19 protein-coding genes and 1 riboswitch are annotated in these 24,269 nt (G+C 70.7%); of the genes, 8 read left to right on the top strand and 11 right to left on the bottom strand.

Translation table 11 applies throughout. From position 1 onward, the window contains the following. Positions 1-200 precede the first annotated feature (200 nt). Positions 201-1,823, top strand: coding sequence for a M23 family metallopeptidase (locus ACFWU3_RS00950; RefSeq protein ID WP_384429191.1), 1,623 nt, complete (start codon positions 201-203; stop codon positions 1,821-1,823). A 104-nt stretch (positions 1,824-1,927) separates the two neighbouring features. Here ACFWU3_RS00950 and pcrA read toward each other — a convergent pair whose 3' ends face one another. Continuing rightward, the gene (pcrA, locus tag ACFWU3_RS00945; RefSeq protein ID WP_384429188.1) at positions 1,928-4,405 is read right to left on the bottom strand and encodes a DNA helicase PcrA; all 2,478 of its coding nucleotides are present in this window, start codon (positions 4,403-4,405) and stop codon (positions 1,928-1,930) included. A 377-nt stretch (positions 4,406-4,782) separates the two neighbouring features. Then, positions 4,783-4,947, top strand: a riboswitch (cyclic di-AMP (ydaO/yuaA leader). Position 4,948: 1 nt separating this feature from the next. Here pcrA and ACFWU3_RS00940 point away from each other — a divergent pair. Continuing rightward, positions 4,949-6,124, top strand: coding sequence for an NlpC/P60 family protein (locus ACFWU3_RS00940; protein WP_384429185.1), 1,176 nt, complete (start codon positions 4,949-4,951; stop codon positions 6,122-6,124). Positions 6,125-6,252: 128 nt separating this feature from the next. Here the strand turns inward: ACFWU3_RS00940 and ACFWU3_RS00935 are convergent, their stop codons facing one another. Beyond that, entirely contained in the window at positions 6,253-6,606 is a 354-nt protein-coding gene (locus ACFWU3_RS00935) for a hypothetical protein (protein WP_384429182.1), read from the bottom strand. 339 nt (positions 6,607-6,945) lie between these two features. Between ACFWU3_RS00935 and ACFWU3_RS00930 the strand changes: the two genes are divergently transcribed. Next, a complete protein-coding gene (locus tag ACFWU3_RS00930; protein WP_384429179.1) occupies positions 6,946-8,004 on the top strand; it encodes an NlpC/P60 family protein in 1,059 nt (352 codons plus the stop codon). A gap of 168 nt (positions 8,005-8,172) precedes the next feature. Here ACFWU3_RS00930 and ACFWU3_RS00925 read toward each other — a convergent pair whose 3' ends face one another. The 3 genes from ACFWU3_RS00925 to ACFWU3_RS00915 all read right to left on the bottom strand — a co-directional run bounded on the left by ACFWU3_RS00925 (position 8,173) and on the right by ACFWU3_RS00915 (position 11,448). Continuing rightward, complete coding sequence (locus ACFWU3_RS00925) at positions 8,173-9,396, bottom strand: alpha/beta hydrolase (protein WP_384429176.1); 1,224 nt, start codon at positions 9,394-9,396, stop codon at positions 8,173-8,175. Between the two features lie 70 nt (positions 9,397-9,466). Beyond that, on the bottom strand, positions 9,467-10,156 hold the full coding sequence (locus ACFWU3_RS00920; RefSeq protein ID WP_384429173.1) for a LuxR C-terminal-related transcriptional regulator: 690 nt from the start codon (positions 10,154-10,156) through the stop codon (positions 9,467-9,469). Next, positions 10,153-11,448, bottom strand: a complete 1,296-nt coding sequence (locus ACFWU3_RS00915; protein ID WP_328861500.1) for a PspC domain-containing protein — start codon at positions 11,446-11,448, stop codon at positions 10,153-10,155. Before ACFWU3_RS00915 ends, ACFWU3_RS00920 begins: the two co-directional genes overlap by 4 nt. A 140-nt stretch (positions 11,449-11,588) precedes the next feature. On the opposite strand from ACFWU3_RS00915, the gene ACFWU3_RS00910 reads away from it, so the two are divergent. Together ACFWU3_RS00910 and ACFWU3_RS00905 are read left to right on the top strand one after the other, a co-directional pair. After that, on the top strand, positions 11,589-12,881 hold the full coding sequence (locus tag ACFWU3_RS00910; RefSeq protein ID WP_384429169.1) for a PspC domain-containing protein: 1,293 nt from the start codon (positions 11,589-11,591) through the stop codon (positions 12,879-12,881). Next, entirely contained in the window at positions 12,868-13,143 is a 276-nt protein-coding gene (locus tag ACFWU3_RS00905; RefSeq protein WP_384429166.1) for a hypothetical protein, read from the top strand. Before ACFWU3_RS00910 ends, ACFWU3_RS00905 begins: the two co-directional genes overlap by 14 nt. On the opposite strand, the gene ACFWU3_RS00900 is transcribed toward ACFWU3_RS00905, so the two are convergent. From ACFWU3_RS00900 to ACFWU3_RS00890, 3 genes are all read right to left on the bottom strand, one after another. Beyond that, on the bottom strand, positions 13,050-13,574 hold the full coding sequence (locus ACFWU3_RS00900; protein ID WP_384429163.1) for a DoxX family protein: 525 nt from the start codon (positions 13,572-13,574) through the stop codon (positions 13,050-13,052). The genes ACFWU3_RS00905 and ACFWU3_RS00900 overlap by 94 nt on opposite strands. 124 nt (positions 13,575-13,698) lie before the next feature. Then, positions 13,699-14,967 (bottom strand): hypothetical protein, encoded by a 1,269-nt coding sequence (locus tag ACFWU3_RS00895; RefSeq protein WP_384429160.1) that lies wholly within the window; start codon positions 14,965-14,967, stop codon positions 13,699-13,701. A gap of 111 nt (positions 14,968-15,078) precedes the next feature. Then, complete coding sequence (locus ACFWU3_RS00890; RefSeq protein WP_384429157.1) at positions 15,079-15,867, bottom strand: class II aldolase/adducin family protein; 789 nt, start codon at positions 15,865-15,867, stop codon at positions 15,079-15,081. Between the two features lie 69 nt (positions 15,868-15,936). Here ACFWU3_RS00890 and ACFWU3_RS00885 point away from each other — a divergent pair, with 69 nt between their 5' ends. Further along, positions 15,937-16,380 (top strand): cupin domain-containing protein, encoded by a 444-nt coding sequence (locus tag ACFWU3_RS00885; protein WP_313944615.1) that lies wholly within the window; start codon positions 15,937-15,939, stop codon positions 16,378-16,380. Between the two features lie 16 nt (positions 16,381-16,396). Here the strand turns inward: ACFWU3_RS00885 and guaA are convergent, their stop codons facing one another. Then, a complete protein-coding gene (guaA, locus tag ACFWU3_RS00880) occupies positions 16,397-17,992 on the bottom strand; it encodes a glutamine-hydrolyzing GMP synthase (RefSeq protein ID WP_384429153.1) in 1,596 nt (531 codons plus the stop codon). 312 nt (positions 17,993-18,304) lie between these two features. Between guaA and ACFWU3_RS00875 the strand changes: the two genes are divergently transcribed. Then, complete coding sequence (locus tag ACFWU3_RS00875) at positions 18,305-18,601, top strand: chorismate mutase (RefSeq protein ID WP_313944617.1); 297 nt, start codon at positions 18,305-18,307, stop codon at positions 18,599-18,601. A 633-nt stretch (positions 18,602-19,234) separates the two neighbouring features. Here ACFWU3_RS00875 and ACFWU3_RS00870 read toward each other — a convergent pair. Beyond that, positions 19,235-20,938, bottom strand: a complete 1,704-nt coding sequence (locus ACFWU3_RS00870) for a peptidase (protein WP_384429149.1) — start codon at positions 20,936-20,938, stop codon at positions 19,235-19,237. Positions 20,939-21,329: 391 nt separating this feature from the next. Between ACFWU3_RS00870 and ACFWU3_RS00865 the strand changes: the two genes are divergently transcribed. After that, positions 21,330-22,325 (top strand): LPXTG cell wall anchor domain-containing protein, encoded by a 996-nt coding sequence (locus ACFWU3_RS00865; RefSeq protein WP_384429146.1) that lies wholly within the window; start codon positions 21,330-21,332, stop codon positions 22,323-22,325. A 124-nt stretch (positions 22,326-22,449) separates the two neighbouring features. Here ACFWU3_RS00865 and ACFWU3_RS00860 read toward each other — a convergent pair whose 3' ends face one another. Continuing rightward, on the bottom strand, positions 22,450-24,264 hold the full coding sequence (locus tag ACFWU3_RS00860; protein WP_384429144.1) for a GMC oxidoreductase: 1,815 nt from the start codon (positions 24,262-24,264) through the stop codon (positions 22,450-22,452). Positions 24,265-24,269: the final 5 nt, after the last annotated feature.

Raw genomic sequence — 24,269 nt, 5'->3', positions numbered from 1 at the left:
TTTCGAACGTAGGGCCAAAGCTCTGCCCACAGTCCGCCGAAACACGGCCGAATGCCCGTTTCCTGATTCCCTAAAACCTGCGGAAGATTGTCGCCGTCGCATACCGCCGGGTACAGTCGCCGCCACTGCGTTCGCTCCGGGACCCGACTGCACCGTGGCCCCTGAACACAGGTCCTGCTGCCGAGGCGAGAGAGAAGTTGGTGAACGACCAGCACGCCCACGCCGGGTACGTCGGATATGACGGGTACCCCTCCGGCAGCTTTGAAACCGACCCGCTCTTCGGTGCGCTTCCGGGACACGAGGCCGGACACAGCGGTCAGTACGACTCGTCCCAGTGGGACACCGGGTCGCACCAGGCAGGCACCGCCGGTTACGACGTGTACGGCGCGCAGCACCAGGCAGACCAGGCCCAGCAGTTCACCGAGGCCACCGGTCAGTACGCCACCGCCGGTCAGTACGACACGACGGGCCAGTACGACACCACCGCGCAGTACGACGCCGGTGTGCAGGCCGGGGTCCCTTACGACCCGAGCGGTCAGTACGACGCCACCGGCCAGTGGGACGCCTCCGCGTGGAACCAGGGTGCGCAGACAGGCCAGTTCGAGACGGCCGCGGCCACCTTCACGTACGACACCACCGGCCAGTGGGCGGTGCCGGGTCACGAGACCGGCACCTACGACGCCACCGCCTGGAACACGGGCGCGGAAGCCCTCGTACCGCAACAGTTCACGCCTGAGCAGGAGTTCGGCACGGAACTGCTGCCGGAGTTCTCCGGTGAGTACGCCCCGGACCACACGCAGGAGTACGCGGAGCAGTACGAGGCCGAGGCAACGCCCGGCTACGACTCCCCCGTCGAGACCGGCCAGGACGCGGACTACGCGTCGGAGGCGGAGTACGCGTCCGAGTACGACTCCGCGTACGGGCCCGACTTCGACGGCGGCCACGAGGCCGAGCAGCACACCGACGACAGCACGGCCATGGACGCCGACTCCGTCGAGGAGCCGGGGGACGAGCTCGAGCCCGCGCTCATCGGTGCCACCCCGGTCACGCCGCGCCCCGTCCGCCGGTCCGGCGGCAGCCGCGGCCGTCGTCGCACCCCGGCCAAGCGATCCGCACTGCTCACCGTCGCCGTGCCCTCCGCCTGCGTGATGGGCGTCGCGGGCATCGCCGCCGCTTCGGTCAGTGGCATCAGCGGCGGTGAGACCAAGGACAACAGCACCCAGAACCTGGCTGCCGCCGATCCCGCATCGGTCAAGCCGGCCGCCGCGAACAACAAGATGGACACGCAGCTCGCCGCGCTCAGCGCCGACGCCCGCGACTTCGGCGACCGCGCCTCCCGCACCCAGGAACGCCTCGACCTCAAGGCGCGCCAGGAGGCGGAGCGGAAGAAGCGTCTGGAGGAGGCCAAGCGTCTCGAGGCGCTGCGCCCCAAGTTCGTCCTTCCCGTGAAGCAGGGCGGCCTCAGCGCCTACTACGGTCAGGCCGGCGTCAACTGGATGTCCCTGCACTCGGGCATCGACTTCCCGGTGTCGTACGGCACCGAGGTGATGGCCGCGACCGACGGCACCGTCCGTACGCAGTACAACAGCGCTTACGGCAACATGGCCATCGTGACCGCTGCGGACGGCACCGAGACCTGGTACTGCCACTTGAGCACCACCAAGATCCGGTCCGGCTCGGTCAAGGCCGGTGACGTGATCGCGTACTCCGGCAACTCCGGCAACTCCACCGGCCCGCACCTCCACTTCGAGGTCCGGCCCGGCGGCGGCGCGGCGATCGACCCACTGCCCTGGCTGCGCAGCCACGGCCTCGACCCCGCGTAGCCCGACCCCCGTACACCGGCCGGGCTCGGTCACACCGCACATCTCCACGCAGCAGGACAGTCCGGCCGGCCGCTCGTCGCAGCCGGCCGGCGCCCCTGCCCGCGCTAGAGCTTCTGCACCGGCGCGTACCTCAGCAGCAGCCGCTTCGGCTTGGCGTCCCCGAAGTCGATCGTCGCCTGTGCGTCGGCGCCGGACCCCTTCACCTCGGTGACGGTCCCCAGGCCGAACTGGTCGTGGGTCACACGGTCGCCGACGGCCAGCGAGATGACCGGCTTGTCGGTCGTCCGCCTGGTGGCGAACCCCGACGCTCCGCCGCCCGACCGCGAGCGCGACGACGACAGCGACGACGCGATACCCGCGGTCGGTCCCGCCGGCGCGGCCATCGGGCCGGTGCGCTTCCAGTCCAGGTGCTGTCCCGGGATCTCCTCCAGGAACCGCGACGGCGGGTTGTACGAGGGCTGCCCCCAGGCGCTGCGCATGGAGGAGCGCGTCAGGTACAGGCGTTCGCGGGCGCGTGTGATGCCGACGTACGCCAGCCGGCGCTCCTCCTCCAGCTCCTTGGCCTGGCCGAGCGCGCGCATGTGCGGGAAGACGCCGTCCTCCATGCCGGTCAGGAACACCACCGGGAACTCGAGGCCCTTGGCGGTGTGCAGCGTCATCAGGGTGATGACTCCGGAGCCGTCCTCGTCCTCGTCGGGGATCTGGTCGGAGTCGGCCACGAGCGCGACCTTCTCCAGGAACTCGGCGAGGGTGCCAGCGCCCTCCTCCTCGGCCCGCTCCTGCTCGAACTCCAGCGCCACCGCCGCCAGTTCCTGGAGGTTCTCGATCCGTGTCTCGTCCTGCGGGTCCGTAGACGCCTGCAGTTCGGCGAGATAGCCGGTCCGCTCCAGAACGGCTTCGAGGACGGTGGCCGGTCCGGCGCCTGATTCGACGACCGTACGCAGCTCCTCCATCAGCACGTTGAACCGCTTGACGGCGTTCGCCGACCGGGCCGCCATGCCGTACGCCTCGTCCACCCGCCGCAGCGCCTGCGGGAAAGTGATCTTCTCGCGCAGGGCGAGTGCGTCGATCATCGCTTCGGCGCGGTCGCCGATGCCTCGCTTGGGGACGTTGAGGATGCGCCGCAGCGGGACGTTGTCCTCGGGGTTGGCGAGGACGCGCAGATAGGCCAGGACGTCCCGGACCTCCTTGCGCTCGTAGAAGCGGACTCCGCCGACGACCTTGTAGGGCAGGCCGACCCGGATGAAGATCTCTTCGAAGACCCGGGACTGTGCGTTCGTCCGGTAGAAGACCGCGACGTCACCGGCCTTGGCGTCGCCCGCGTCCGTGAGCCGGTCGATCTCGTCGGCGACGAACTGGGCCTCGTCGTGCTCGGTGTCGGCGACGTAGCCGGTGATCCGGGCGCCCGCGCCTGCGTTCGTCCACAGGTTCTTGGGGCGGCGGCTCTCGTTGCGCTCGATGACGGCGTTGGCGGCGGAGAGGATCGTCTGGGTCGAGCGGTAGTTCTGCTCCAGCAGGATCGTCTTCGCGTCCGGGTAGTCCTCCTCGAACTGGAGGATGTTGCGGATGGTCGCGCCGCGGAAGGCGTAGATCGACTGGTCGGCGTCGCCGACGACGCACAGCTCGGCGGGGGGCAGGTCCTCCTGCCCGGTGCCCACCAGCTCGCGTACGAGCGTGTACTGAGCGTGGTTGGTGTCCTGGTACTCGTCCACCAGCACATGCCGGAAGCGCCGCTGGTAGTGCTCGGCGACGTCCGGGAACGCCTGGAGCAGATGGACGGTGGTCATGATGATGTCGTCGAAGTCCAGGGCGTTGGCCTCGCGCAGCCGCGCCTGGTACATCCGGTACGCCTCGGCCAGCGTCTTCTCGAAGCCTCCCCCGGAGCCCTCGGCCTCGCTGCCCCCGCCGACCTGGTCGGCGTAGCTCTCCTCGTCGATCAGTTCGTTCTTGAGGTTCGAGATCTTGGCACTGAAGGCCTTCGGCGGGAACTTCTTGGGGTCGAGATCGAGATCACGGCAGACGAGCGCCATCAGTCGCTTGGAGTCGGCCGCGTCGTAGATCGAGAACGACGAGGTGAAGCCGAGCTTCTTGGACTCCCGGCGCAGGATGCGGACGCAGGCGCTGTGGAAGGTCATGACCCACATGGCGTTGGCGCGCGGGCCGACCAGCTGCTCGACGCGCTCCTTCATCTCGCCGGCGGCCTTGTTGGTGAAGGTGATCGCCAGTATCTGGCCGGGGTGGACGCTGCGCGTCCCCAGCAGATGGGCGATGCGGTGTGTGAGCACACGGGTCTTGCCGGAACCGGCGCCGGCCACGATGAGCAGCGGCGATCCGGTGTGCACCACGGCGGCGCGCTGCTGTTCGTTCAGTCCGTCCAGCAGGGCGGCGGGGTCCACGATCGTGCGCGGGGCGCCGTTGCCGTGGTGGGCGTCCCGGGCCGGGGGCACGTCGAACGCGCCCTGGAAGAGATCGTCCGGGATCTCCTCTCCGGGCCCGTCTCCGGGCTCCTCGGGGTGCGGCGGGGGCTCCTCCGAGGTGTGCTGGAGGTTCGCCAGGAAGCTGTCGTCAAAGAGGCTGCTCATCGCTTTACGAGTCTAGGCCGCGGCACTGACAGCTCGCGGCCGCATTGCCATACGGCCGCCGCGACCCCGCCGAGAGGCGTGGCGGCTCCGGTCCGAGCGCCGGAGCGGTGCGATGCGATGCGATGCGTCGGTGCGTCGGCGCGTTCGAAGCCGTACGCCCGCTCCCGTACCACCGATGCGCCCAATCCCGCACGACTCCGGCAACACTCTGCACCTTTTCGAACGCAATGGGTCATCTGGCGAGCACGCCGACCACCCGATCGATAAGGTCACGAAAATGTATCGGGCATATCGAACATCAACCTTCACAGGAGCCACACGAGTTGGTTAGCGTGCTCGATCAGGCAGCCCGTCCCCCGCGGCGATCCACGCCAAACGGGCAGTCAGCGCCGAATTCGAGCTTTTCCCAAGGAAGTTCGGAACCGGGGACCCACCATGCACAACCGGGGTGAATCGGACCAGCACCAGCACGGTCCGTAGGGCGATCTTCCGTTCCGCCCGAACCCGACAGCTAACCCGGTAGGCGGTCAACGGAAGAAGGAGATGTCGGCCTTGGCGTCGCATCGCAAAACGCGAAGTCGAACCGTGAAGACCTCCCCCGCCGTCGGTTTCACGACGGCAGCCCTCGCATCCGTCACGCTGCTGTCGACGCAGAGCGCCGACGCGGCGCCGAGCGACCCGAAGCCGTCGGTCGAAGAGGTGCAGAAGAAGGTCGACGACCTGTACCGGCAGGCCGGCACCGAGACGCAGAAGTACAACCAGGCGAAAGAGGCGACGGAGGAGAAGCGGCAGCAGGTCGGCAAGCTCCTCGACGAGAACGCGCAGCGCACGGAGAAGCTGAACGAGTCCCGCCAGGTGCTCGGCAACTACGCGGCCGCGCAGTACCGCACGGGCGCGGTCGCCCCGACCGCCGCGCTGCTCTTCGCGGACAGCCCTCAGCAGTACTTCGACCAGACCCAGCTGATGGACCGCATGACGGACCGTCAGCGGGATGTGATCGCCGACTACGAGACCCAGCGGGCGGCCGCCGCCAAGCAGCGGGCCACGGCGACCGAGAGCCTGGAGTCCCTCACCCGGTCGCAGCGGGCGCTGCGCACCAGCAAGCAGGACGTGCAGGCAAAGCTCGCCGAGGCGCGTGAGCTGCTGTCGAAGCTGACCGCCGAGGAGAAGGCGCGGCTGGCCGCGATCGAGCGCGAGAAGGCGGAGGAGGCCCGCCGCAAGGCGGAGCAGAAGGCCGAACAGGAGGCGAAGGCCGAGGCGGAGCGGCAGCGCCGGGAGAAGGAGCGCGAGCAGAACCAGGGCGGCGGCACGGGCACGGTGCCCGGGACCGGCACGGGTTCCGGTTCCGGTTCTTCCGACGGCACCTCCACCGCCAAGGCCGCCAAGGTCCTCGACTTCGCGCGCGCCCAGATCGGCAAGCCGTACGTCTGGGGTGCGGCCGGCCCCAGCTCGTACGACTGCTCGGGGCTGACGCAGGCCGCCTGGAAGACCGCGGGCGTGAGCCTGCCGCGCACCACCTGGGACCAGGTGAAGACCGGCAAGCGGATCGAGACGAAGGATCTGCTCCCGGGGGACCTGGTCTTCTTCTACGACGACATCAGCCATGTGGGCATCTACATCGGCGACGGCAAGATGATCCACGCCCCGAAGCCGGGGGCGAACGTCCGCGAGGAGTCGATCTTCTACATGCCGATCTACGGCAGCGTTCGCCCGGCCTGAGCCGGCCGCACACCGGACGCCCGGGCCCGAGGGTGCCCGGGCGTTCTCATGCCCGGAGCGCCCGGAACGCGCGGAGCACCCGGAGCACCAGAGCCGCGCCCGGCGCCCTCATGTCCGGCGCGGCGCGCTCACGTCCAGAGCGTGGCGATGAAGATGTTCGCGACCGTCAGCCCGCCCACCGCGGCGAACAGCGGCTTCTCCACCGACTCCTCGTCCCGCTTGACGTAGACCAGACCCAGGATCACCACCAGCACCGCCAGCTTGATGCCGATCTTGAGGTTGTTCACCGTCTGGTCGTCCGCCTGGTTGAGGCCCACCAGCGCCACACCGGTGACGAGCATCGTCAGCGCACCGTGCAGCATCGCCGGGCCGAAGCGCGCCGTCCCCTCGGACATCGCCTTCATCTGCGTGAGGAAGCCGCCCAGCAGGGCCGCGATACCGATGATGTGCAGGGCGACGAAGGCATTGATGAGTACGTCCATGCGGCGGAGCCTAACTCCCGCCATATCACCCCCTTCAGGCCGGGTGAGCCTCATTCGGCACATCGGTCACAGCGGTGCGGAGAAAGGACGTGTGCGGGCCGGATCGGCTTGCAGAAAGCGCAGCAAGATGTCCACCTTCGGGCACATTCGGTCCTTGCGTCTCCCTGCCGTGACCCCCAGGTTTAGCGTCCTGCCTCAGATGACCGACTCCCCACCGCCGCCGCAGCACCGGGCGGCAGTCGGCCGTCACGCCGAGAGATCCGGCGGCGGACCGCTCCCCTGTGCGGGCCGCCGCCGGACCCGGACCCGCAGGGATGACGGAAGGACGTACACGCACCCGTGGCCGCGCACCGGAAACCCAAGCAGCATCTCCTCTCCGGGCCCGCCGCCCGAACCGCAGCCACCATCGCGCTCGCAGGAGCGGCGTCGGCGACCGCCTTCGACGGAGTCGGCCACGCGGAACCCGCCCTCACACCGGCCCAGGTCAAGGACAAGGCGGACAAGCTGTACCACGAGGCAGAGGTGGCCACGGAGAAGTACAACGGGGCCAAGGAGCGGACCGCGGCGTTGCGTACATCGGTCGACCGGCTGCGCGACGAGGCCGCCCGCAGGACCGACCGCCTCAACTCCTCGCGCAACGCTCTCGGTTCGATCGCCACCGCTCAGTACCGCGCCGGGACCATCGACCCCGCCCTGCAACTCGCGCTCACCTCCGACCCCGACGAGTACCTGGAGCGGGCCGCGCTCGTCGAACGCACGGGTGAGCGGCAGGCCGCCGCGATCGCCGGAGTGCACCAGCAGCTCGTGGAGATCGACCGGCTGCGGGCACAGGCGGGCGAGCGGATGGAGAGCCTGAAGGACCGGCAGGCGGAACTGGCCCGCCACAAGGCGACCGTACAGAGCAAACTCTCGGCCGCCGAGCGGATGCTGGACCGGCTCACGGCCGAACAGCGTGCCTCGTACGACGCGGGGTCCGGGCACGGGGACTCCGCGTCCGCCGCGCGCGCCGACCGCTCCACGGCCCCCCGCGGCGCCCTGAGGGCCCCCGACTCCCGCGCCGCCCAGGCCGTCGCCTACGCCTACGGGGCGCTCGGCAGGCCGTACGTCTGGGGAGCGACCGGCCCGTCCTCCTTCGACTGCTCCGGGCTCACCCAGGCGGCCTGGCGCTCTGCCGGCGTCTCGCTCCCCCGGACCACGTACACGCAGATCAATGCGGGCCGGCGGGTGTCCCGGTCCGAACTGGCCCCGGGCGACCTGGTGTTCTTCTACTCGGGCATCAGCCATGTCGGCCTCTACATCGGCGGCGGCCAGATGGTCCACGCACCGCGTCCGGGCGCCCCGGTCCGGGTCGCGTCGATCGACGACATGCCGTTCGCGGGGGCGACGCGTCCGTCATAGGGCCCGGGGTCCGGGGGTCCGTCTTAGGGGCCCGAGGTCCGGGGGTCCGTCGTAGGGGCCCGGGGCCCGGGGGTCCGTCGTAGGGGTCCGGGGTCATCGACGAGCGTCCGTCGCGGGGCCTCGCGCACAGGCGTCCGGCGTCCGGCCCTCACGCGCCAGCGCCCGACCTCACTCCAGCATCCCGCCGCCCGCCCCCGACGGTTCGTCCACCTCCGCACCCTCCGCCTCCGGACGGTCCCGGCGCCCGGCGCCCCCGCCCGGGCCGCCCTGGCCCGGCGTCCCGTCCTCCAGCTTCATCTCGCGCGTCAACCACCGGAACGCGTACGGCAGTTCCGCACCCCACACCCGCGTGACGTGACCGCCCGCCGTCGGCCGGACCTCGACCCTGGTCGGCGGCTTCGACACGTCGCGGAGCGCGAGGCCCGGGAGGTAGCCGTCCGCGCCCTCTCCCGTGGCCAGCAGGGAGACCCGGGGCGGCGTCTTCGCCCCCATGAGGATGTTCAGGACGTCGTTCTCACGGCGCAGCTTCGGGTCCGCCCCCGTGATGGAGGTCTTCTCCGCAGCCGGGTCGTTGTAACCGGACAGGCTCACCGCGGCGGAGTAGCGGTCGGGGTGGGCGAGGGCCAGTTTGGCCGCTCCGTGGCCGCCGGCGGAGTAGCCGGCTATCGCCCAGCTCGTGGGGGCCAGGGAGGCCCGGAAGTTGTCGGCGACCATCTTGCGCACGTCCACGGTCAGCCAGCTGTCGGCGTTGACCGTGCCCGGGACGTTCGCGTATCCGGTGTCCTTGTCGCCGAGCAGCATCGTGCGCGGCGAGACGAGGATGAAGGGCGCCACGACGCCGGACTCGATCAGCGGCTGGATCCGGGACTGCACCTTCATGGCGCGGAACCAGCTCTTCGAGGAACCGGGGAAGCCGGCGAGCAGCTCGACGACGGGGAACTGCTTGTCGCGGTAGGCGGGGTCGTCGTACTGCGGCGGCAGCCAGACGTACACCTCGCCCTCCACGCCGGAGACCGCGCCCTTGAGGTAGGTGCGGCGCAGGCCGCTGCCGAGGCCCGGCTCGTCGACCTTCTCGAAGGTCTGGCGCACCTTCGGCAGCGCGGCGATCTGCCGGCCCCCGGTCCCGCTGGGCCCGAGGTCGACCGCGTTGTTCACATGGTCGGAGGTGCCGAGCAGGTCGCCCCAACTGCCGTAGAGACCGTTGGAGTTGTTCACCGAGACGAAGACCATGAGAATGGCCGTGGCCTGCGCGAAGACCACCATGAGCAGCCGGCACGCGCCCCGCACGACCGCGGGTCCGCGCAGCCGGCTCCACAGCAGCAGCGGCAGCAGCACGGCGATCACGACCAGGACGATCGTGATCACGAAGAAGGTGTTCCCCGTCAGATTCATCACGCACAGCAAGAGGTGAACTCGGCACCGACGGTTGCCCGGCTATGTACCGATTACCTCACAGCGGCTGTCAGACGAGTCGTCGCGCCGTCGCCCACCGGGTCAGTTCGTGACGGTTCGACAGCTGGAGCTTGCGCAGGACGGCGGAGACATGGGACTCGACCGTCTTGACCGAGATGAACAGCTGCTTGGCGATCTCCTTGTACGCGTAACCGCGCGCGATCAGCCGCAGCACCTCGCGCTCACGCTGCGTGAGGCGGTCGAGGTCCTCGTCGACCGGCGGTGCGTCGGTCGAGGCGAAGGCGTCGAGCACGAAGCCGGCCAGCCGCGGCGAGAAGACCGCGTCGCCGTCCTGCACCCGGAAGATCGAGTTCACCAGGTCCGTGCCGGTGATGGTCTTGGTGACGTAGCCGCGGGCGCCGCCGCGGATCACACCGATCACGTCCTCGGCGGCGTCCGAGACGGACAGCGCCAGGAACCGTACGGGACGGTCCGCCGCCGACATCAGCGAGGCACAGCGCCGCAGCACCTCGACCCCGCCGCCGCCCGGGAGGTGCACGTCCAGCAGGACGACCTCGGGCCGGGTCGCGGTGATCACGGTGACGGCCTGGTCCACGTCCGCGGCCTCGCCGACCACTTCCACGCCCGTGGTCTCGGTCTGGCCGATCTCCGCCTGCACGCCGGTGCGGAACATCCGGTGGTCGTCGACGAGCACGACCCGTACCCGCCGCTCGGCGCTCTCTCCCGCAGCCTCGGTCATCCGTCCGCCCTCTCCATCTTGAGCTCCACTTCCGTGCCCTCGCCGGGTGCCGAGGTGAGCCGCGCCGTGCCGCCGTGGCGCTGCATACGGCCGATGATCGATTCCCTGACGCCCATACGGTCGCGCGGTACGGAATCCAGATCGAAGCCCGGCCCCCTGTCCCTGACGGAGACGAAGACCGTACGGCCCTCGACCTCCGCGAAGACCTGGACCGCCCCGCCCTCGCCACCGTACTTGGCCGCGTTCACCATTGCCTCGCGTGCGGCCTGCATCTGTGCGCTCAGTTTCTCGTCGAGCGGGCAGTCGCCGACGACGACGACCTCCAGCGGGACGCCGTGCTTGTCCTCGACCTCGGCGGCGGCCTTCTTCACCGCCTCCGCGAGCGTGTCCGGCTCCTCGTCCTCCTCCTTGCCGGTGCCCTCGGGCTTGTAGAGCCAGTTCCGCAACTCCCGCTCCTGGGCGCGGGCGAGACGGCGGACCTCGCCGCCGTCGTCGGCGTTGCGCTGGATCAGGGTGAGCGTGTGCAGGACGGAGTCGTGGACGTGGGCGGCCACCTCGGCGCGCTCCTGCGCCCGGATGCGCATCGTCCGCTCCTCCGAGAGGTCCTGCGTCATGCGCACCAGCCAGGGGCCCGCGAGCAGGGCGACTCCGGCGATGACCGCGATCGCGGCGGTCAGGACGTTGCCGAGCTGGGCGGCCGAGCCGCGGACCACCATGAAGACGGTCAGGCCCATGCCGACGAGGGCCACACCGGCCAGCGCACGGCCCACCTGGAGCAGCCTGCGGCGGCGGCCGGCCGCCTGGGTCCAGCGGGCCCGGCGGGCGTTGTCCGCCTGCCGCCACACCAGCACCACGCCGGCGCCGATCAGGAGCGTCGGCCAGATGTAGCGGTTGGCGCTGCCGCCCATGTCGATGTTCTGGGCGAAGATCGCGGCGCCGATGAGGAGCGCGACCATCGCGAACAGCTGACCCTTGTCGGGCTTGCGGAGCTTGCGTCTGCCGTCGGGGGTGGTCTCGAAGACGGAGCGCGGCTCGGCCGCCCTGCCGCCGACGCCGAGCGGCACGACGATCCAGAAGACCGCGTACAGCAGCACCCCGAGGCCGTTGGAGAGGAACAGGGCGAGGAAGACCAGCCGGACCCAGATGACCGGCAGGCCGAGATGGCCCGCGAGGCCGCGGGCCACACCGCCCAGCATCCGCCCGTCGGCGCTGCGGTAGAGCTTGCGCACCGGCACCTCCTCCGGCGCGGTGGCGCGCGAGGGTCCGGCGGCTCGGGGCGTGGCGACTGGCATGACCCGATCGTCACACGCGGGGGCACACGGCGGTATCAGGGTCGTCCCTTAATCCGACCCTGAGTGCGGGAGCGGATATCAGGGGACGGCCAGGGTCGGCCCGGGTGCCGTTCGCGCCGGGCGCCCGTCACCATGGACACATGACTTCGCCGACCACGCCGCAGGCGACTCAGGAAGGGGCGCCCGAGGCGCACCCCGACGCGCCATTGCGCCGCACACCCCGCCAGAAGGTGCTGGCGGGCGTCTGCGGCGGCCTCGGCCGCTACTTCGACCTCGATCCGGTGATCTTCCGGATCGTGATCGGTGTGCTGTCGGTGACCGGCGGTGTCGGCCTGATCTTCTACGGCTTCGCCTGGCTGCTGATCCCGCAGGAGGACGACGACGAGACCGAGGGGCGCCGGCTGCTGTCGGGCCGGGTCGAGGGCGCGTCCCTGACGGCGGTGTTTCTCGCCCTGATCGGCTGCGGACTGTTCCTGACGATGCTGAGCAACGGCGGCACGATCGCTTTCGCCGTGCTCCTGTCCGTCGCGGCCGCCGGCGCGGCCGTGTGGTCGCAGCGCCGCCGCAGTGTCCTCCCCGAGGGTGCGCCGCTCGATCCGGCGACGGCGCACGCGGTCGCCGAGGCTCCGCCGGAGACGAAGGCGCCGCCCGCCCCCGACAGCCCCTCCTGGTGGCGCGACCCGATCGTCAAGGACGGCACGACGGGGCCGGTGCCGTCCGGCTATCTGTGGGGTCCGGAGTCGGCGCTCGGGGAGGCGGTCCAACCGCGGCGGGACCGCCCCGTCCGGACCCGTGCGCGCGGTCCGCGTGGCATCGGCGGCACGGTGTTCCTGCTCGCCCTGGTCGCCGGCGGTACGGGCACGGCCGCGAGCTGGGAGACCCATGCGCTGGGCACGAGCCTGCAGATCGGTCTGGTGTGCGCGCTCGCGGTGTTCGGCCTCGGTCTGCTGGTCAGTTCGGTGCTGGGCCGTACCGGCTTCGGCACCGTGCTGATGACGGGGATCACGGCGGTGCTGCTGGCGGGCGCGGCCGCGCTCCCGAAGGACATCAGCACCGAGTGGGCGCGGACGGACTGGAAGCCCGCCTCGGTGGCGGCCGTCAAGCCGCGGTACGAACTGGGCTCGGGCATCGGCACTCTCAACCTCTCCGCCGCCGCCGTCCCCGCGGGCGAGACCCTGTCGACACGGGTGGAGGTCGGGGCCGGGGGCGCGAAGGTCGTCGTCCCGAGGAACGCTCCGGTGAAGCTGCGGGCAGAGGTCGGACTGGGCGACATCAGACTGCCCGGTGACGCGAAGAACGACATCGACGTCCAGCCCGGTCAGCAGCGGCAGCAGACGCTGTCGCCGCCCGCCGGGGTCAAGCCGTCGGGCACGATCGAACTCCGCCTCGAAGTGGGCGTCGGACAGGTGGAGGTGACCCGTGCCGCGTCGTGACATCCGGCATGCGTTCAGGCCGGGCAAGGTGGTCGCGGGTCTGGCGGTGCTGGCCGCGGCGCTGCTGTACGCGGGCGATGCGGCCGGCACCTGGCAGATCCCGTGGTTCGTGGTCCTCCCGGTGGTCTTCGGCGGTCTGTTCCTGTCCGGGGCGGTGGGTCTGGTGGACTACAAGGTTCGCCGTCGCCGGGAGGCGATGGCGGCGTCGAAGGACAGGACCGACGCCCCGGCGAGCACCAGCGGCAGCCAGGCCATCAGGTAGACGAGGTCGTTGCCGTAGTAGTACGGCTCGGTCTGCCAGCTGACGGTCAACCACAGGCTCAGCGAGATGAGCGCGCCGCCGAAGGCGGCGAGCCGCGCGAGCAGTCCGACGAGGGTGCCGATGCCGACGGCGAGCTCTCCGAAGGCGATCGCGTAACCGAAGTTCTCGGGGCTCTTGAGGGCGAGGTCGACGAGCCCGGGGACGGCGGAGCTGTCCCGGACACTGCGCATCAGGTCCCCGACCGAGCCGGTGCCGCTCGCCGCCAGGAACTGGCTGTCGGTGAGCTTGTCGATCCCCGCGTAGATGAAGGTCACGCCGAGGAAGATCCGCAGCGGGAGCAGGGCGTACTGGCTCGCCCGCTCCCTCCAGCCGCCGTGGTGTCCGCCGTCGATCGTGCCGTAGCCGGATGTCGTCCGATATGTATGTGTCATCGCTGGTCCCGCCTTCGGTTGACCCGTCAACTGACCATACGTACGTCGTCGCCGCGCGGCTCACCAGGCATGCGGCTCACACTGTGACAACCACCCCGGGAGCGCTCGCCCGTGACGGGACGGATCAGTCGGTCACATCGATGACGACCGGGCTGCTCTCACCGCCGGCGGCGGTCACCACCTGCACCTCGACCCGCCCCGGCTCGACCTCCACGGGGACCGGCACGGTCAGCACGGTGTCGGTGGGGTTGGCGAAGCCGCCGGGGACCGGGATCAGCGGGACGTGGACATGGACCGTGCCGATGCGCACGACCAGCCGGGCGAGCCGGTCCGGGGCACCCGCGCCGGGCGGTACGAAGCCGGTGCCGCGGATCTCGATGTCGTCGCCGGTACGGATGGGGGCGTCGAGGTCCCCGGCCTCGCGCGCCCGGACCACCGAGAAGACGACCGGCCGGCCGCCCTCCGCGTACTTACCCGCGAAGTACGTCACCGCCGAGACGGCGACCAGCAGCGCGAGGCCCCACGGCAGATCGGGCAGCCGCTCGGGCCTGCGGGCGAGGCACACCAGAGTGAAGACCATGGCGACCGCGCCGACCAGGACGTACTGCACGTCCGCGAAGCTGCCGCGGCCGCTGTCGTCGCAGAGCAGGTCGGCCAGGCGCGGCCGGTCCGCGCGCACCTTCTGGAGCCGCCGTCCCACGACCCGCAGGGCCACCACCCGGCGGACGGCCACGGCGATGGCGCACGTGAGGGCGAGGACGGAGAGCAGGCCCGCGCCCCGGGCGAGACCGAGGCCGTCGATCAGGGTGTCCCGCCGGGACGGCGCGGAGGCGAGCGCCAGCTCGAAGGCGATCACCAGCACGGCGTAGGCGACCAGCAGGACCCAGGTGACGGCGACCGCGCGGGAGGTGGAGAGACGGTTGTCCTCGCCGATGAGGGGCGCCAGGAGGCCGCCGCGGGCGCGGTGCAGCCGGGCGGTGACGGTCAGGAGCGCGCCGAAGAGGACCGCGGCGAGCAGCCCCGCCGTACGTGCGGCGGTCCAGCCCGCGCCTATCGCCGTCACGCTCTGTCCGAGCGCCAGCGCCACCACGGCCGCCCACACCGCGATCACCGAGCGCTGCCAGATCAACTGGAGCCAGGCGTCGCCGGCTTCACGGCTGCGGTCGGCGACTCCACGCGCCGACTGGGTCAGTTCGTCCGACACCCACTGGCGCGAAGCGCCCGGCGAGTGGGCGACCCCGGCGGGCAGTCCCTGCCCCGCGGCCAGTTCGTCCCGTCGTGCGAGAAACGCGGCGACCGCGCGCCGATGACCCTCGCGTGCGCCGTGCGTGCACTCCTCGCACTGTCCCGCTTCCTGCACCGCCACGAACGTCTGCCGCCTTCCGAGCCCCACGTCGACCGAACTTCCTTGCAATTCCAGGGAATTGTGCCGTACGTAAGGGGCGCGCGCTCCGGCGCCCGAGGCCACAGGGGGTGAATACGGCGCCGCTACGTTGACGGGAGACTACTGGAGAAGCCCGGGTTCCGCCCTGCTGATCTGCTCCCACAGCGGCTGGTAGTTGATCCATGCGACCAGATCGGTGCCGAGTTGCTCGCGGGTGGCCACCGCGTCACGGTGATCGATCAGCGCGGGCTTGCCCGCCGCCCGCGCCGTGAGCTGCACCTGGGCGCAGCGTTCCATGGAGATGAACCACCAGGCGGCGGCGTCGACCGAGTCGCCGACGGTCAGCAGTCCGTGGTTGCGCAGGACGGCGGCCTTGTGGGGTCCGAGGGCCTCGGCGATGCGCCGGCCCTCCTCCTCGTCGACCACCACACCGGTGTAGCGGTCCATCAGCGTGTGGTCCTCGTAGAAGGCGCACGCCTCCTGGGTGATCGGCTCGATCAGCTCGCCGAGTGCCGACAGCGCGCGCCCGTGCACGGAGTGGGTGTGGGCGACGGCGACGACGTCCGGCCGCGCTCGGTGGACCTGGGCGTGCACCGCGAAGGCGGCCTGGTTGACGTGGTGGCGCCCGGCGACGACCTGTCCCTGGCCGTTCGCCAGCACCAGGTCCTCGGCCGTGACATGCGCGAACGGCACACCGAAGGGGTTGACCCAGAAGCAGTCCGCGAACTCGGGGTCCCGCGCGGTGACATGCCCGGACACCCCGTCCTCGTATCCGAACCGGCCGAAGAGCCGCAGCGCCCCCGCGAGCCGTTGCTTGCGGTGGGCCCGCTCGTCCGCCACGGTCTCGTGCACGGGCGGCATGGCGAATCGCAGCTGGTCAACCGGTATCGGCGAGGGCGTCTCAGTCATGGCACGGAAGCTACCTCCGGGTACCTCAACTGACCAGAGACTTCACGCCCCTTGCGCGAGAATGCCCCCATGAGCGAACACACTTCCCCGCTGGTTCCGCTGCTCGGGCTGGAGCGCCATGTCGAGGGCGGATGGTTCAGGGAGACCTGGCGGACGCCCGGCGGAACGACCCCGCCCGGCTACCCCGGGGAGCGGGCCTACGCCACCGGTATCTACTTCCTGCTGCACCCCGGCGAGCGGTCCCGCTGGCACCGGGTGCGGTCGGACGAGCTGTGGCTGTGGCACCGCGGCGGCCCACTGCGGCTGCACCTCGGCGGCACCGGGGACGAGCCGTCGCACGACACGACGCTCAGGCTCGGCCCGTCGGTGGAGTCCGGCGAGATGCCGCAACTGCTGGTGCCCGCGGGCACCTGGCAGTCGGCGGACCCGGCGGGGACGGAGCCGGCCCTGGTGACCTGCGTCGTCTCGCCGGGCTTCCACTACGACGACTTCGAACTGGAGAAGCCGTCGTAGCGGCACCGCACGGGGACTACTCCCACTCGATGGTGCCCGGCGGCTTGCTCGTCACGTCGAGGACCACCCGGTTGACGTCCGCGACCTCGTTGGTGATGCGGGTCGAGATCTTCGCCAGCACGTCGTACGGCATCCGCGTCCAGTCCGCCGTCATGGCGTCCTCGGAGGACACGGGACGCAGGACGATCGGGTGGCCGTAGGTGCGGCCGTCGCCCTGGACGCCGACACTGCGCACATCGGCGAGCAGCACCACCGGGCACTGCCAGATGTCACGGTCGAGACCGGCCGCGGTCAGCTCCTCGCGGGCGATCGCGTCGGCCTCGCGCAGGAGGTCGAGCCGCTCCTTGGTGACGTCGCCGACGATCCGGATACCGAGGCCGGGGCCCGGGAACGGCTGGCGCTGGACGATCTCCTCCGGCAGGCCCAGTTCCTGGCCGACCATCCGGACCTCGTCCTTGAACAGCTGGCGCAGCGGCTCGACGAGCTGGAACTCCAGGTCCTCGGGCAGGCCGCCGACGTTGTGGTGCGACTTGATGTTGGCGGTGCCGCTGCCGCCGCCGGACTCGACGACGTCCGGGTAGAGCGTGCCCTGGACGAGGAAGGCGACTTCCTCGCCGGCCTCGGCCTCGGCCACGATCTCGGCCTGCGCCTGCTCGAAGACCCGGATGAACTCGCGACCGATGATCTTCCGCTTCTGCTCGGGGTCGGCGACCCCCTTCAGCGCGTCGAGGAAACGCTCCTCGGCGTCGACGACCTTGAGCTGTACGCCCGTTGCCGCGACGAAGTCCTTCTCGACCTGCTCGGTCTCGCCCTTGCGCATCAGACCGTGGTCGACGTACACACAGGTCAGCTGGGAGCCGATGGCCTTCTGCACGAGAGCGGCGGCCACCGCGGAGTCCACGCCGCCGGACAGCCCGCAGATCGCGCGCTTGTCGCCGACCTGCTCGCGGATGGCGGCGACCTGCTCCTCGATGACGTTCCCGGTGGTCCAGGTCGGCTCGATGCCGGCCCCCCGGTAGAGGAAGTGCTCGAGAACCTGCTGGCCGTGCGTGGAGTGCATCACCTCGGGGTGGTACTGCACGCCGTACAGCTTCTTCTCGTCGTTCTCGAAGGCGGCGACCGGGACCACGTCCGTGGACGCGGTGACCGTGAAGCCCTCCGGGGCGGCGGAGCAGGCGTCGCCGTGGGACATCCACACCGGCTGCTCTGCCGGGGTGCCCTCGAAGAGCGTCGAGCCGGCCTTGGAGACGTGCAGCGGGGTACGGCCGTACTCGCGTGCCCCGGTGTTGTCGACGGTGCCGCCGAGGGTCGTCGCCATCAGCTGGAAGCCGTAGCACATGCCGAAGACGGGGACCCCGGCCTCGAAGATCGCGCGGTCCAGGCGCGGGGCGCCCTCCGCGTAGACGGACGAGGGACCGCCGGAGAGGATGATCGCCTTGGGGTTCTTGGCCAGCATCTCGGCGACGGGCATCGTCGAGGGGACGATCTCGCTGTAGACCCGGGCCTCACGGACACGGCGGGCGATGAGCTGGGCGTACTGGGCGCCGAAATCGACAACCAGGACGACGTCCGGGTTCGATGCGGGCGCGGCAGCGGGGGACGCTGATGACACTGGCGGCCTTCCGGCGGTGGGCGGGGTCGGTTCTGCCGATTCTACCGGGGCGCGCGGGGGCCTCTTCCGTCTCACCATCCGAACCCGGCTTTGGCCCCGGGCGGGCGGTCGGTCCATACTGTCCCCATGCACACGCAGCTGACCTTCGTCTTTACCTATGGCACCGGCCCGTCCGGCTGCCATGGTCGTGCTGCTTGAGCAACTGACAAGCGACTTCCCAGGCGCCCCGGGCCGACAAGGCCCGGGGCGTTCTGTCATTTCCGGGCCGTGCCGGACCGGGGACGCCTCCTTCGGAACAAGGAGCCCCACGCCATGACACTCGCCGAGAAGACCGTCACGGAGAAGACCGGCGCCCGCACCCCCGAGGCCGCGGACGTGATCACCTCCGCCCGCGAGCGGATCGACGCCCTCGACGACCGGATCATCGGTCTCGTGCAGGAACGGATGGCCGTGTCGGCCGTCATCCAGGACGCGCGTCTGTCCTCCGGCGGGCGCCGGGTGAACCTGTCCCGCGAGATGGAGGTGCTCAGCCACTTCCGCGACGCGCTCGGCCGGCCCGGCACCTCGCTGGCGATGACCCTGCTGGAGCTGTGCCGGGGCCGCATCTGAGTTCGGTCGCATCCTCACCCGTACGGCGCGTGACCGCGGGCGACGGGGGGTCGTTGGTCCGGGTGTCCGTGTCAGCCAGGGGCGGGCCAGTGCAGGAAACCACGCGTGGCTCCGCTGGGGCGTGTGACGTACTTCAGGTACGTCGTGGGACCTCGCCCCAGCGCGCGTGACCGGTCGGCAGGGGACAGCAGCCCGGTCACTCCAAGGGCGGTCGGCTTCCGGGGACGCCCGGGGCCGACCGCATCCGATCCGAACAGCTGCTCTCGCAGCACGCCCAGCACGATGCCAGAACCCGCGCATCCCCACTGCGCGACTCCACAGCCAGAGGTCGACACCACCCGTGCGCCGCAGGGCCTGTCGTTCGGATCAGGGCCTGGGCGCACACGGCGGGCGGCCCCTTCCCGGCGGCGCAACCCCCCGGCGCCACGGTGGGCACCGGCGCTGCCCTGACGCCGGTGCCGATCGCCAAGAGCCCCGCGGACAGCGCGTCCGGCGGGGCTCTTGTTCTGCGTCCGGGCCGAGGGCCCGTCACGGTGTTCACTGCTCCGGCGCGGGCAGGTCCGGTCTCGTCGATCGGCCCTGCCCGCTCACTCCCGCTCGGTCGGTGCGACGCGATCGGTCGCGATCGGCCTCTCAGGCACCGGTCGTCGCGCGGCGGCGACGGACGGCGACGAAGAGGACCCCGCCCGCGGCCAGCGCGACGGCGGCGGCCGACGCGGTGAGCAGCGCGGTCGAACCGGTGGAGGCCAGCCCGCCTTCGGCCGTACCCCCACCGGTCGTGGCGGAGCCCGCGGCCGTACCGCCCGTGGACTGCGGCGAGTCGCCGCCCGTGGAACCACCGGTCGAACCGCCGGTGGTGGAACCGCCGGACGTGCCGCCCGTGGTGGTGCCGGAGTCCTTGCCGTTCAGGACCAGCTTCGCGGTGTTGTTGGCCATGTTCGGGTCGAACTGCAGCGCGGGCTCGGGCTCGTGCCAGTTGCGCACGGTCACGGTTCCCGTCGCGTCGGCGACGACCTTCTCGATCGTGAGCTCGAAGGGCAGCGCGAAGTCCGCGTCCTCCAGGACCACGGAGCCGACCTCGCAGATGTAGCGGGGCGCGCCGAGCTGCTTGTCGCGCTCACCGCCCGACGCCGTCACGCCGTTGCAGGACTTCGGCTTGGCGGTGACCTTGGCGCCCTCGGGGATCTTGACGTCCACGACGCCGATGGATTCACCGGAGCGGAGGTAACCGATCCACGCCGGGCCCTGGTTGCGGAAGCCGATGCCGGCCTTGACCGTCTCACCGACGGCGGCCTTCTCGACGCTCACGCCGTACGCGGCGAAGTCCGCCGTGTTCTTGGCGCGGATGCCCTGCTCCTGCTGGTTGTTCCACGGGTCGAGGTCCGCCGAACGGGCCGGGGCGGCCTGCTTCTTCACTCCGAGAACGCCTCCGGTGCCCGGGGTGAAGGCGGCGCCGGCACGCTGGGCGGCACGCTCCTTCGGGCTGTCCTCGTTGACGCGGTAGATGAAGTCCTCGATGAAGGCGTGACCGGCCGCCTGCACCGTGAAGGGCTTCTCCAGCTCGTAGACGGCACCCGGCTCGAAGGGTCCTTCGAGGGCGCAGATCGCGGTGGAGTAGGCGTGTTCGAAGTCCTCACCCGCGCCCTGGCTGTACTCGCAGTTGGAGAACCGCTCGGGGATCTCGATGCCGTGCGAGTACATCAGCGTGAGCAGCACATCGCCGGCCGCGGACGTGCCCGCGTTGGCGAACGTGATCGGAGCACGCTGCGCCTGGCCCGGCTTGACGTCCGCCTTCAGGTTCAGCGGCTTCATCACCAGGTCGGGACCGCCCACGGTCACCTTGGTCGTGAAGGGGGTGAAGGTGGCGCCCTCGGCCGTGCCGGAGACCTTGATGTCACCGGTGGAGCCGAGCTTGCTGCCCTTCGCGGCGGAGACCTTCAGCTCGGCGACACTGCTGAGCCCGGCCCACACGCCGTAGTCGGTGCAGACACCGGTCGTGCCGGTGATCTTGCAGTTCGAGCTCCCGGTGTCGCCGAACTTCACATCGGCGACACCGGCGAGGGCGCTGAGGTCGAACGTGACGGTGTACTCGCCGTCGAAGTCGCCGTTCTCCACGTCCTCGCTGGGGTTGTTCACCGTCACATCGACGGTCGTCGGCTGGGGCTTGCCCGTGGCGGGATACGGGCGCAGCCCGACCTCGGCCGGGCCGCCGAGGGTGAACACAGGGCCGTCCGCATGGGCGGGAGCGGCGGTGAGCACGGCACCGGCGAACAGCCCGGCGACAGCGAGGGCGGTGGCCGAACGACGGCCGGCAGCCGGAAGGAACAGGCGTCTCATCAACGAACCTTCGAGATCGGTTGGGATCCGTGGGGCCCCGGGGGTGCTCGGGGCGGTGACAGCGCAGGTTCGACCACACACCCGGAGGAAAGGTTGTGCGATCACCGCGGGCGGCGCGGCGTGATGCGCATCACATGCAACGGATGGGCCAGGGGGCGATTTCAGGACATCGGACCCGACGCCACAAACGGGCCCCGGCACCGCTCCACGGCCCCGTGACGACGCATGTGACGGGCACCACATAAAGTTTCTGTGAGTTCGCGTGCAACCTTTTCAGCCACTCGCCGGTCATCTATGCGTATCAACGGCCTCACCCGTGCACCCCCACCCCGGAAGGCCCTCCAGAATCAGTGCCGCTGTGATGCGGTACCCGGACTTCACTGAGGTCTTCATGAAGCTTCGCCGCGCTATGGCCGTCGCCGCCGCGACCGCAGTCATAGCCCCCGCCGCGTTCCTGTCGGCTCCGGCCGCGTTCGCGACGGGCTCGCCGACGACCACGGAGTCCACGACTCCGGAGGCCGGCGAGAGCACCACCCCGTCCGGTTCGCCCTCGGCGACCGAGACGGCCCCCGAGGCAGCCCCCGAGCCGGGCACCGGTGTATCCGCCTCGCCCAGCGACACCGCCTCCTCGCCGAGCACCCCGGCGAACACCCCGAGCACTCCCGCCGGCACGCCCAGCGCGACGGCGACCGAGCCGGAGGAAGAGCTGCCGGTCGAGTGCGAGGACGCCAAGATCGACGTGTCGATCACGGGGCTTCCCGGCAAGATCGCCGCGGGCAGCGGCTGGCACAAGTTCAGCCTGAACATCTACAACTCGTCGGACAGCACGCTGACCGACCTCGTCTACTTCGCCGGCGCCTCCGCCGACGAGCTGGGCGAGGAGCTGTTCACGCGCAAGCAGGTCCGGCTGCAGGCCTTCGACCCGGACACCAAGACCTGGTACGACCTGCGCGGCCCGGACGGCGAGGCCGTCGGCTTCGTCGGCTGGTCGGAGACGCTGGAGCCCGAGTTCGAGGTCGACCTCCCGCTGCGGATCAACGTCAAGGCCGGCGCCCCGGTGGGTGCGGGCTTCTCGCTCGGCGCGAGCATCTACAGCGACGAGGACGCCGAGTGCATCGGCAGCGGTGACGACGCGTACAAGTTCCAGATCGTCAAGGCCGGTACGGACACCGGCGGCACGAAGCCGCAGGAGGGTGGCAAGGTTCCGGTCGCCACCGAGAAGCCGGACACGGGCACCAACACGGGCGCCCAGGTCACCGGCAGCCTCGCCGAGACCGGCTCCGGTTCCGTCCTGCCCGTCGTCGGGATCGTCGGCGGTGTCGCCGTTCTCGCCGGCGCCGGTGTGGTCTTCGCGATGAAGCGCCGCCGCGAGGACGCGACGGCGTAACACGAGCCACCTGCAAGACCGGAAGGGCCGCTGCACTCGGAGGGGGGTGCAGCGGCCCTTCTCTGTGCCCGGGGTGGTGCAGCCGGGGTGGTGCGGCCGGGGCGGGCGGCCTCGGCGTGGGCCGTCAGGCCTTCTTCGGCGGCACCTTCGGGATCTCCAGCAACGGCAGTCGCAGGGCCCCGAACGCCGCGTCCGGGACCGCAGGGGACTTCGGGGCGATCGGAAGCAGACGTTCGTACACACCGCCCTGCGCCGGACGCGGGTCCTCCTCGCCCTTGTTGGGCCAGAACGACATCGCCCGCTCCGCCTGCGCGGTGATCGTCAGGGACGGGTTCACCCCGAGGTTCGCCGAGACCGCGGAGCCGTCCACGACCGAGATGCCCGGGTGGCCGAACAGCCGGTGGTACGGGTCGATCACGCCCGACTCCGCCGCCGCGCCGATCGGGCAGCCGCCCAGGAAGTGGGCGGTCAGCGGAGTGCCCATCAGCTCACCGATGTTGGAGCCGGCGAAGCCGTTGATCTCCTCCGCGAGGAGCGAGGCCGCACGGGTCGCCTCGGGGATCTGGGTCGGGTTGGGCGCACCGTGGCCCTGCCGGGCCGTGAGCAGACCCTTGCCGATGCCCTTGGGCTTGCGGTACGTGGTCAGTGAGTTGTCCAGCGACTGCATGACGAGCCCGATGATCGTCCGCTCGGACCAGCGCCGGTTGGACAGCATCCGCATCGCCAGCATCGGGTGCTTGGTGATGCTCCCGAACCAGCCCGCAACCCGGCGCTTGGTGTTGTAGGGGACCTGGAGGACGGTCAGTCCGCCCATCGCGTTGGAGCCCTTGCCGTAACGCACCGGCTCGATGTGGGTGTTGGCGTCGGGGTGGATCGACGAGGTGATCGCGACCCCGCGGGTGAAGTCGACCCGCTCCCCGCCGTGCCGCTTGCGGTAACGGCGGTTGTCGGTCTGCGCGCCCACGAGCGCCTCGGAGTTCGTACGGGTCAGCTCCCCCAGTCGCCCGGAGATCCGCGGCAGCAGGCCGGTGTCCTTCATCCGGTGCAGCAGGGTCTGGGTGCCGTAGGTGCCGGCCGCGATCACGACCCGGCGGGCCGTGAAGGTCCGGCCCTTGCCCTTGCGCTTGCTGTCGCTCGGCAGTGTGCCCACGGCGAAGCCGCCCCGCGAGTCCTCGGTGACGGTGACGACGGAGGTCATCGGGTGGATGACGGCACCGGCCTGCTCGGCGAGGTAGAGGTAGTTCTCGTTGAGGGTGTTCTTCGCGCCGTGGCGGCAGCCCGTCATGCACTCACCGCACTCGGTGCACGCCTTGCGGGCCGGTCCCACACCGCCGAAGTACGGGTCGGGGACCTCGGAGCCGGGCGTGGTCCTCGCCGTACCGTCGGCGTCTTCGCCGTCGCCGAAGAAGACGCCGACCGGTGCCATGTGGAAGGTGTCGCCGATGCCCATCGCCTGGGCGGTCGCCTTGAGATGGACGTCGGAGGGGGTCATCGTGGGGTTGAGCCGGACGCCGAGCATCCGCCGCGCCTGGTCGTAGTACGGCTGGAGTTCCGCCTGCCAGTCGGTGATGTTCCCCCACTGCGCGTCCTCGAAGAAGGGCTTCGGCGGGACGTAGAGGGTGTTGGCGTAGTTCAGCGAACCGCCGCCCACCCCCGCGCCCGCCAGCACCATCACATTGCCGAGCAGGTGGATCCGCTGGATGCCGAACAGGCCGAGCGCCGGGGCCCACAGGAAGTTGCGCAGGTCCCAGGAGTTCTTCGGCAGCGTCTCCCGGGTGAAGCGGCGGCCCGCCTCCAGGACGCCGACCCGGTAGCCCTTCTCCGTCAGCCGCAGCGCCGAGACCGAACCGCCGAAGCCCGAACCGACGATCAGGACGTCGTAGTCGTAGGCGTCGTTGTCGGGGGCTTCCTGATTCCGGGCAGGGGGGACCTGGGACATGGCAC

This window comes from Streptomyces sp. NPDC058685, assembly GCF_042714725.1.
Taxonomy (GTDB): Bacteria; Actinomycetota; Actinomycetes; order Streptomycetales; family Streptomycetaceae; genus Streptomyces.
This window is presented reverse-complemented; position numbering and strand designations above follow the sequence as displayed.

Coding starts and splice junctions, on each gene's coding strand:
- pcrA (WP_384429188.1), bottom strand. CDS start 4,405: ATGAGCAGCCTCTTTGACGACAGCTTCCTGGCGAACCTCCAGCACACC.
- ACFWU3_RS00940 (WP_384429185.1), top strand. CDS start 4,949: ATGTCGGCCTTGGCGTCGCATCGCAAAACGCGAAGTCGAACCGTGAAG.
- ACFWU3_RS00935 (WP_384429182.1), bottom strand. CDS start 6,606: ATGGACGTACTCATCAATGCCTTCGTCGCCCTGCACATCATCGGTATC.
- ACFWU3_RS00925 (WP_384429176.1), bottom strand. CDS start 9,396: ATGAATCTGACGGGGAACACCTTCTTCGTGATCACGATCGTCCTGGTC.
- ACFWU3_RS00920 (WP_384429173.1), bottom strand. CDS start 10,156: ATGACCGAGGCTGCGGGAGAGAGCGCCGAGCGGCGGGTACGGGTCGTG.
- ACFWU3_RS00915 (WP_328861500.1), bottom strand. CDS start 11,448: ATGCCAGTCGCCACGCCCCGAGCCGCCGGACCCTCGCGCGCCACCGCG.
- ACFWU3_RS00910 (WP_384429169.1), top strand. CDS start 11,589: ATGACTTCGCCGACCACGCCGCAGGCGACTCAGGAAGGGGCGCCCGAG.
- ACFWU3_RS00900 (WP_384429163.1), bottom strand. CDS start 13,574: ATGACACATACATATCGGACGACATCCGGCTACGGCACGATCGACGGC.
- ACFWU3_RS00890 (WP_384429157.1), bottom strand. CDS start 15,867: ATGACTGAGACGCCCTCGCCGATACCGGTTGACCAGCTGCGATTCGCC.
- ACFWU3_RS00885 (WP_313944615.1), top strand. CDS start 15,937: ATGAGCGAACACACTTCCCCGCTGGTTCCGCTGCTCGGGCTGGAGCGC.
- ACFWU3_RS00875 (WP_313944617.1), top strand. CDS start 18,305: ATGACACTCGCCGAGAAGACCGTCACGGAGAAGACCGGCGCCCGCACC.
- ACFWU3_RS00870 (WP_384429149.1), bottom strand. CDS start 20,938: ATGAGACGCCTGTTCCTTCCGGCTGCCGGCCGTCGTTCGGCCACCGCC.
- ACFWU3_RS00865 (WP_384429146.1), top strand. CDS start 21,330: ATGAAGCTTCGCCGCGCTATGGCCGTCGCCGCCGCGACCGCAGTCATA.
- ACFWU3_RS00860 (WP_384429144.1), bottom strand. CDS start 24,264: ATGTCCCAGGTCCCCCCTGCCCGGAATCAGGAAGCCCCCGACAACGAC.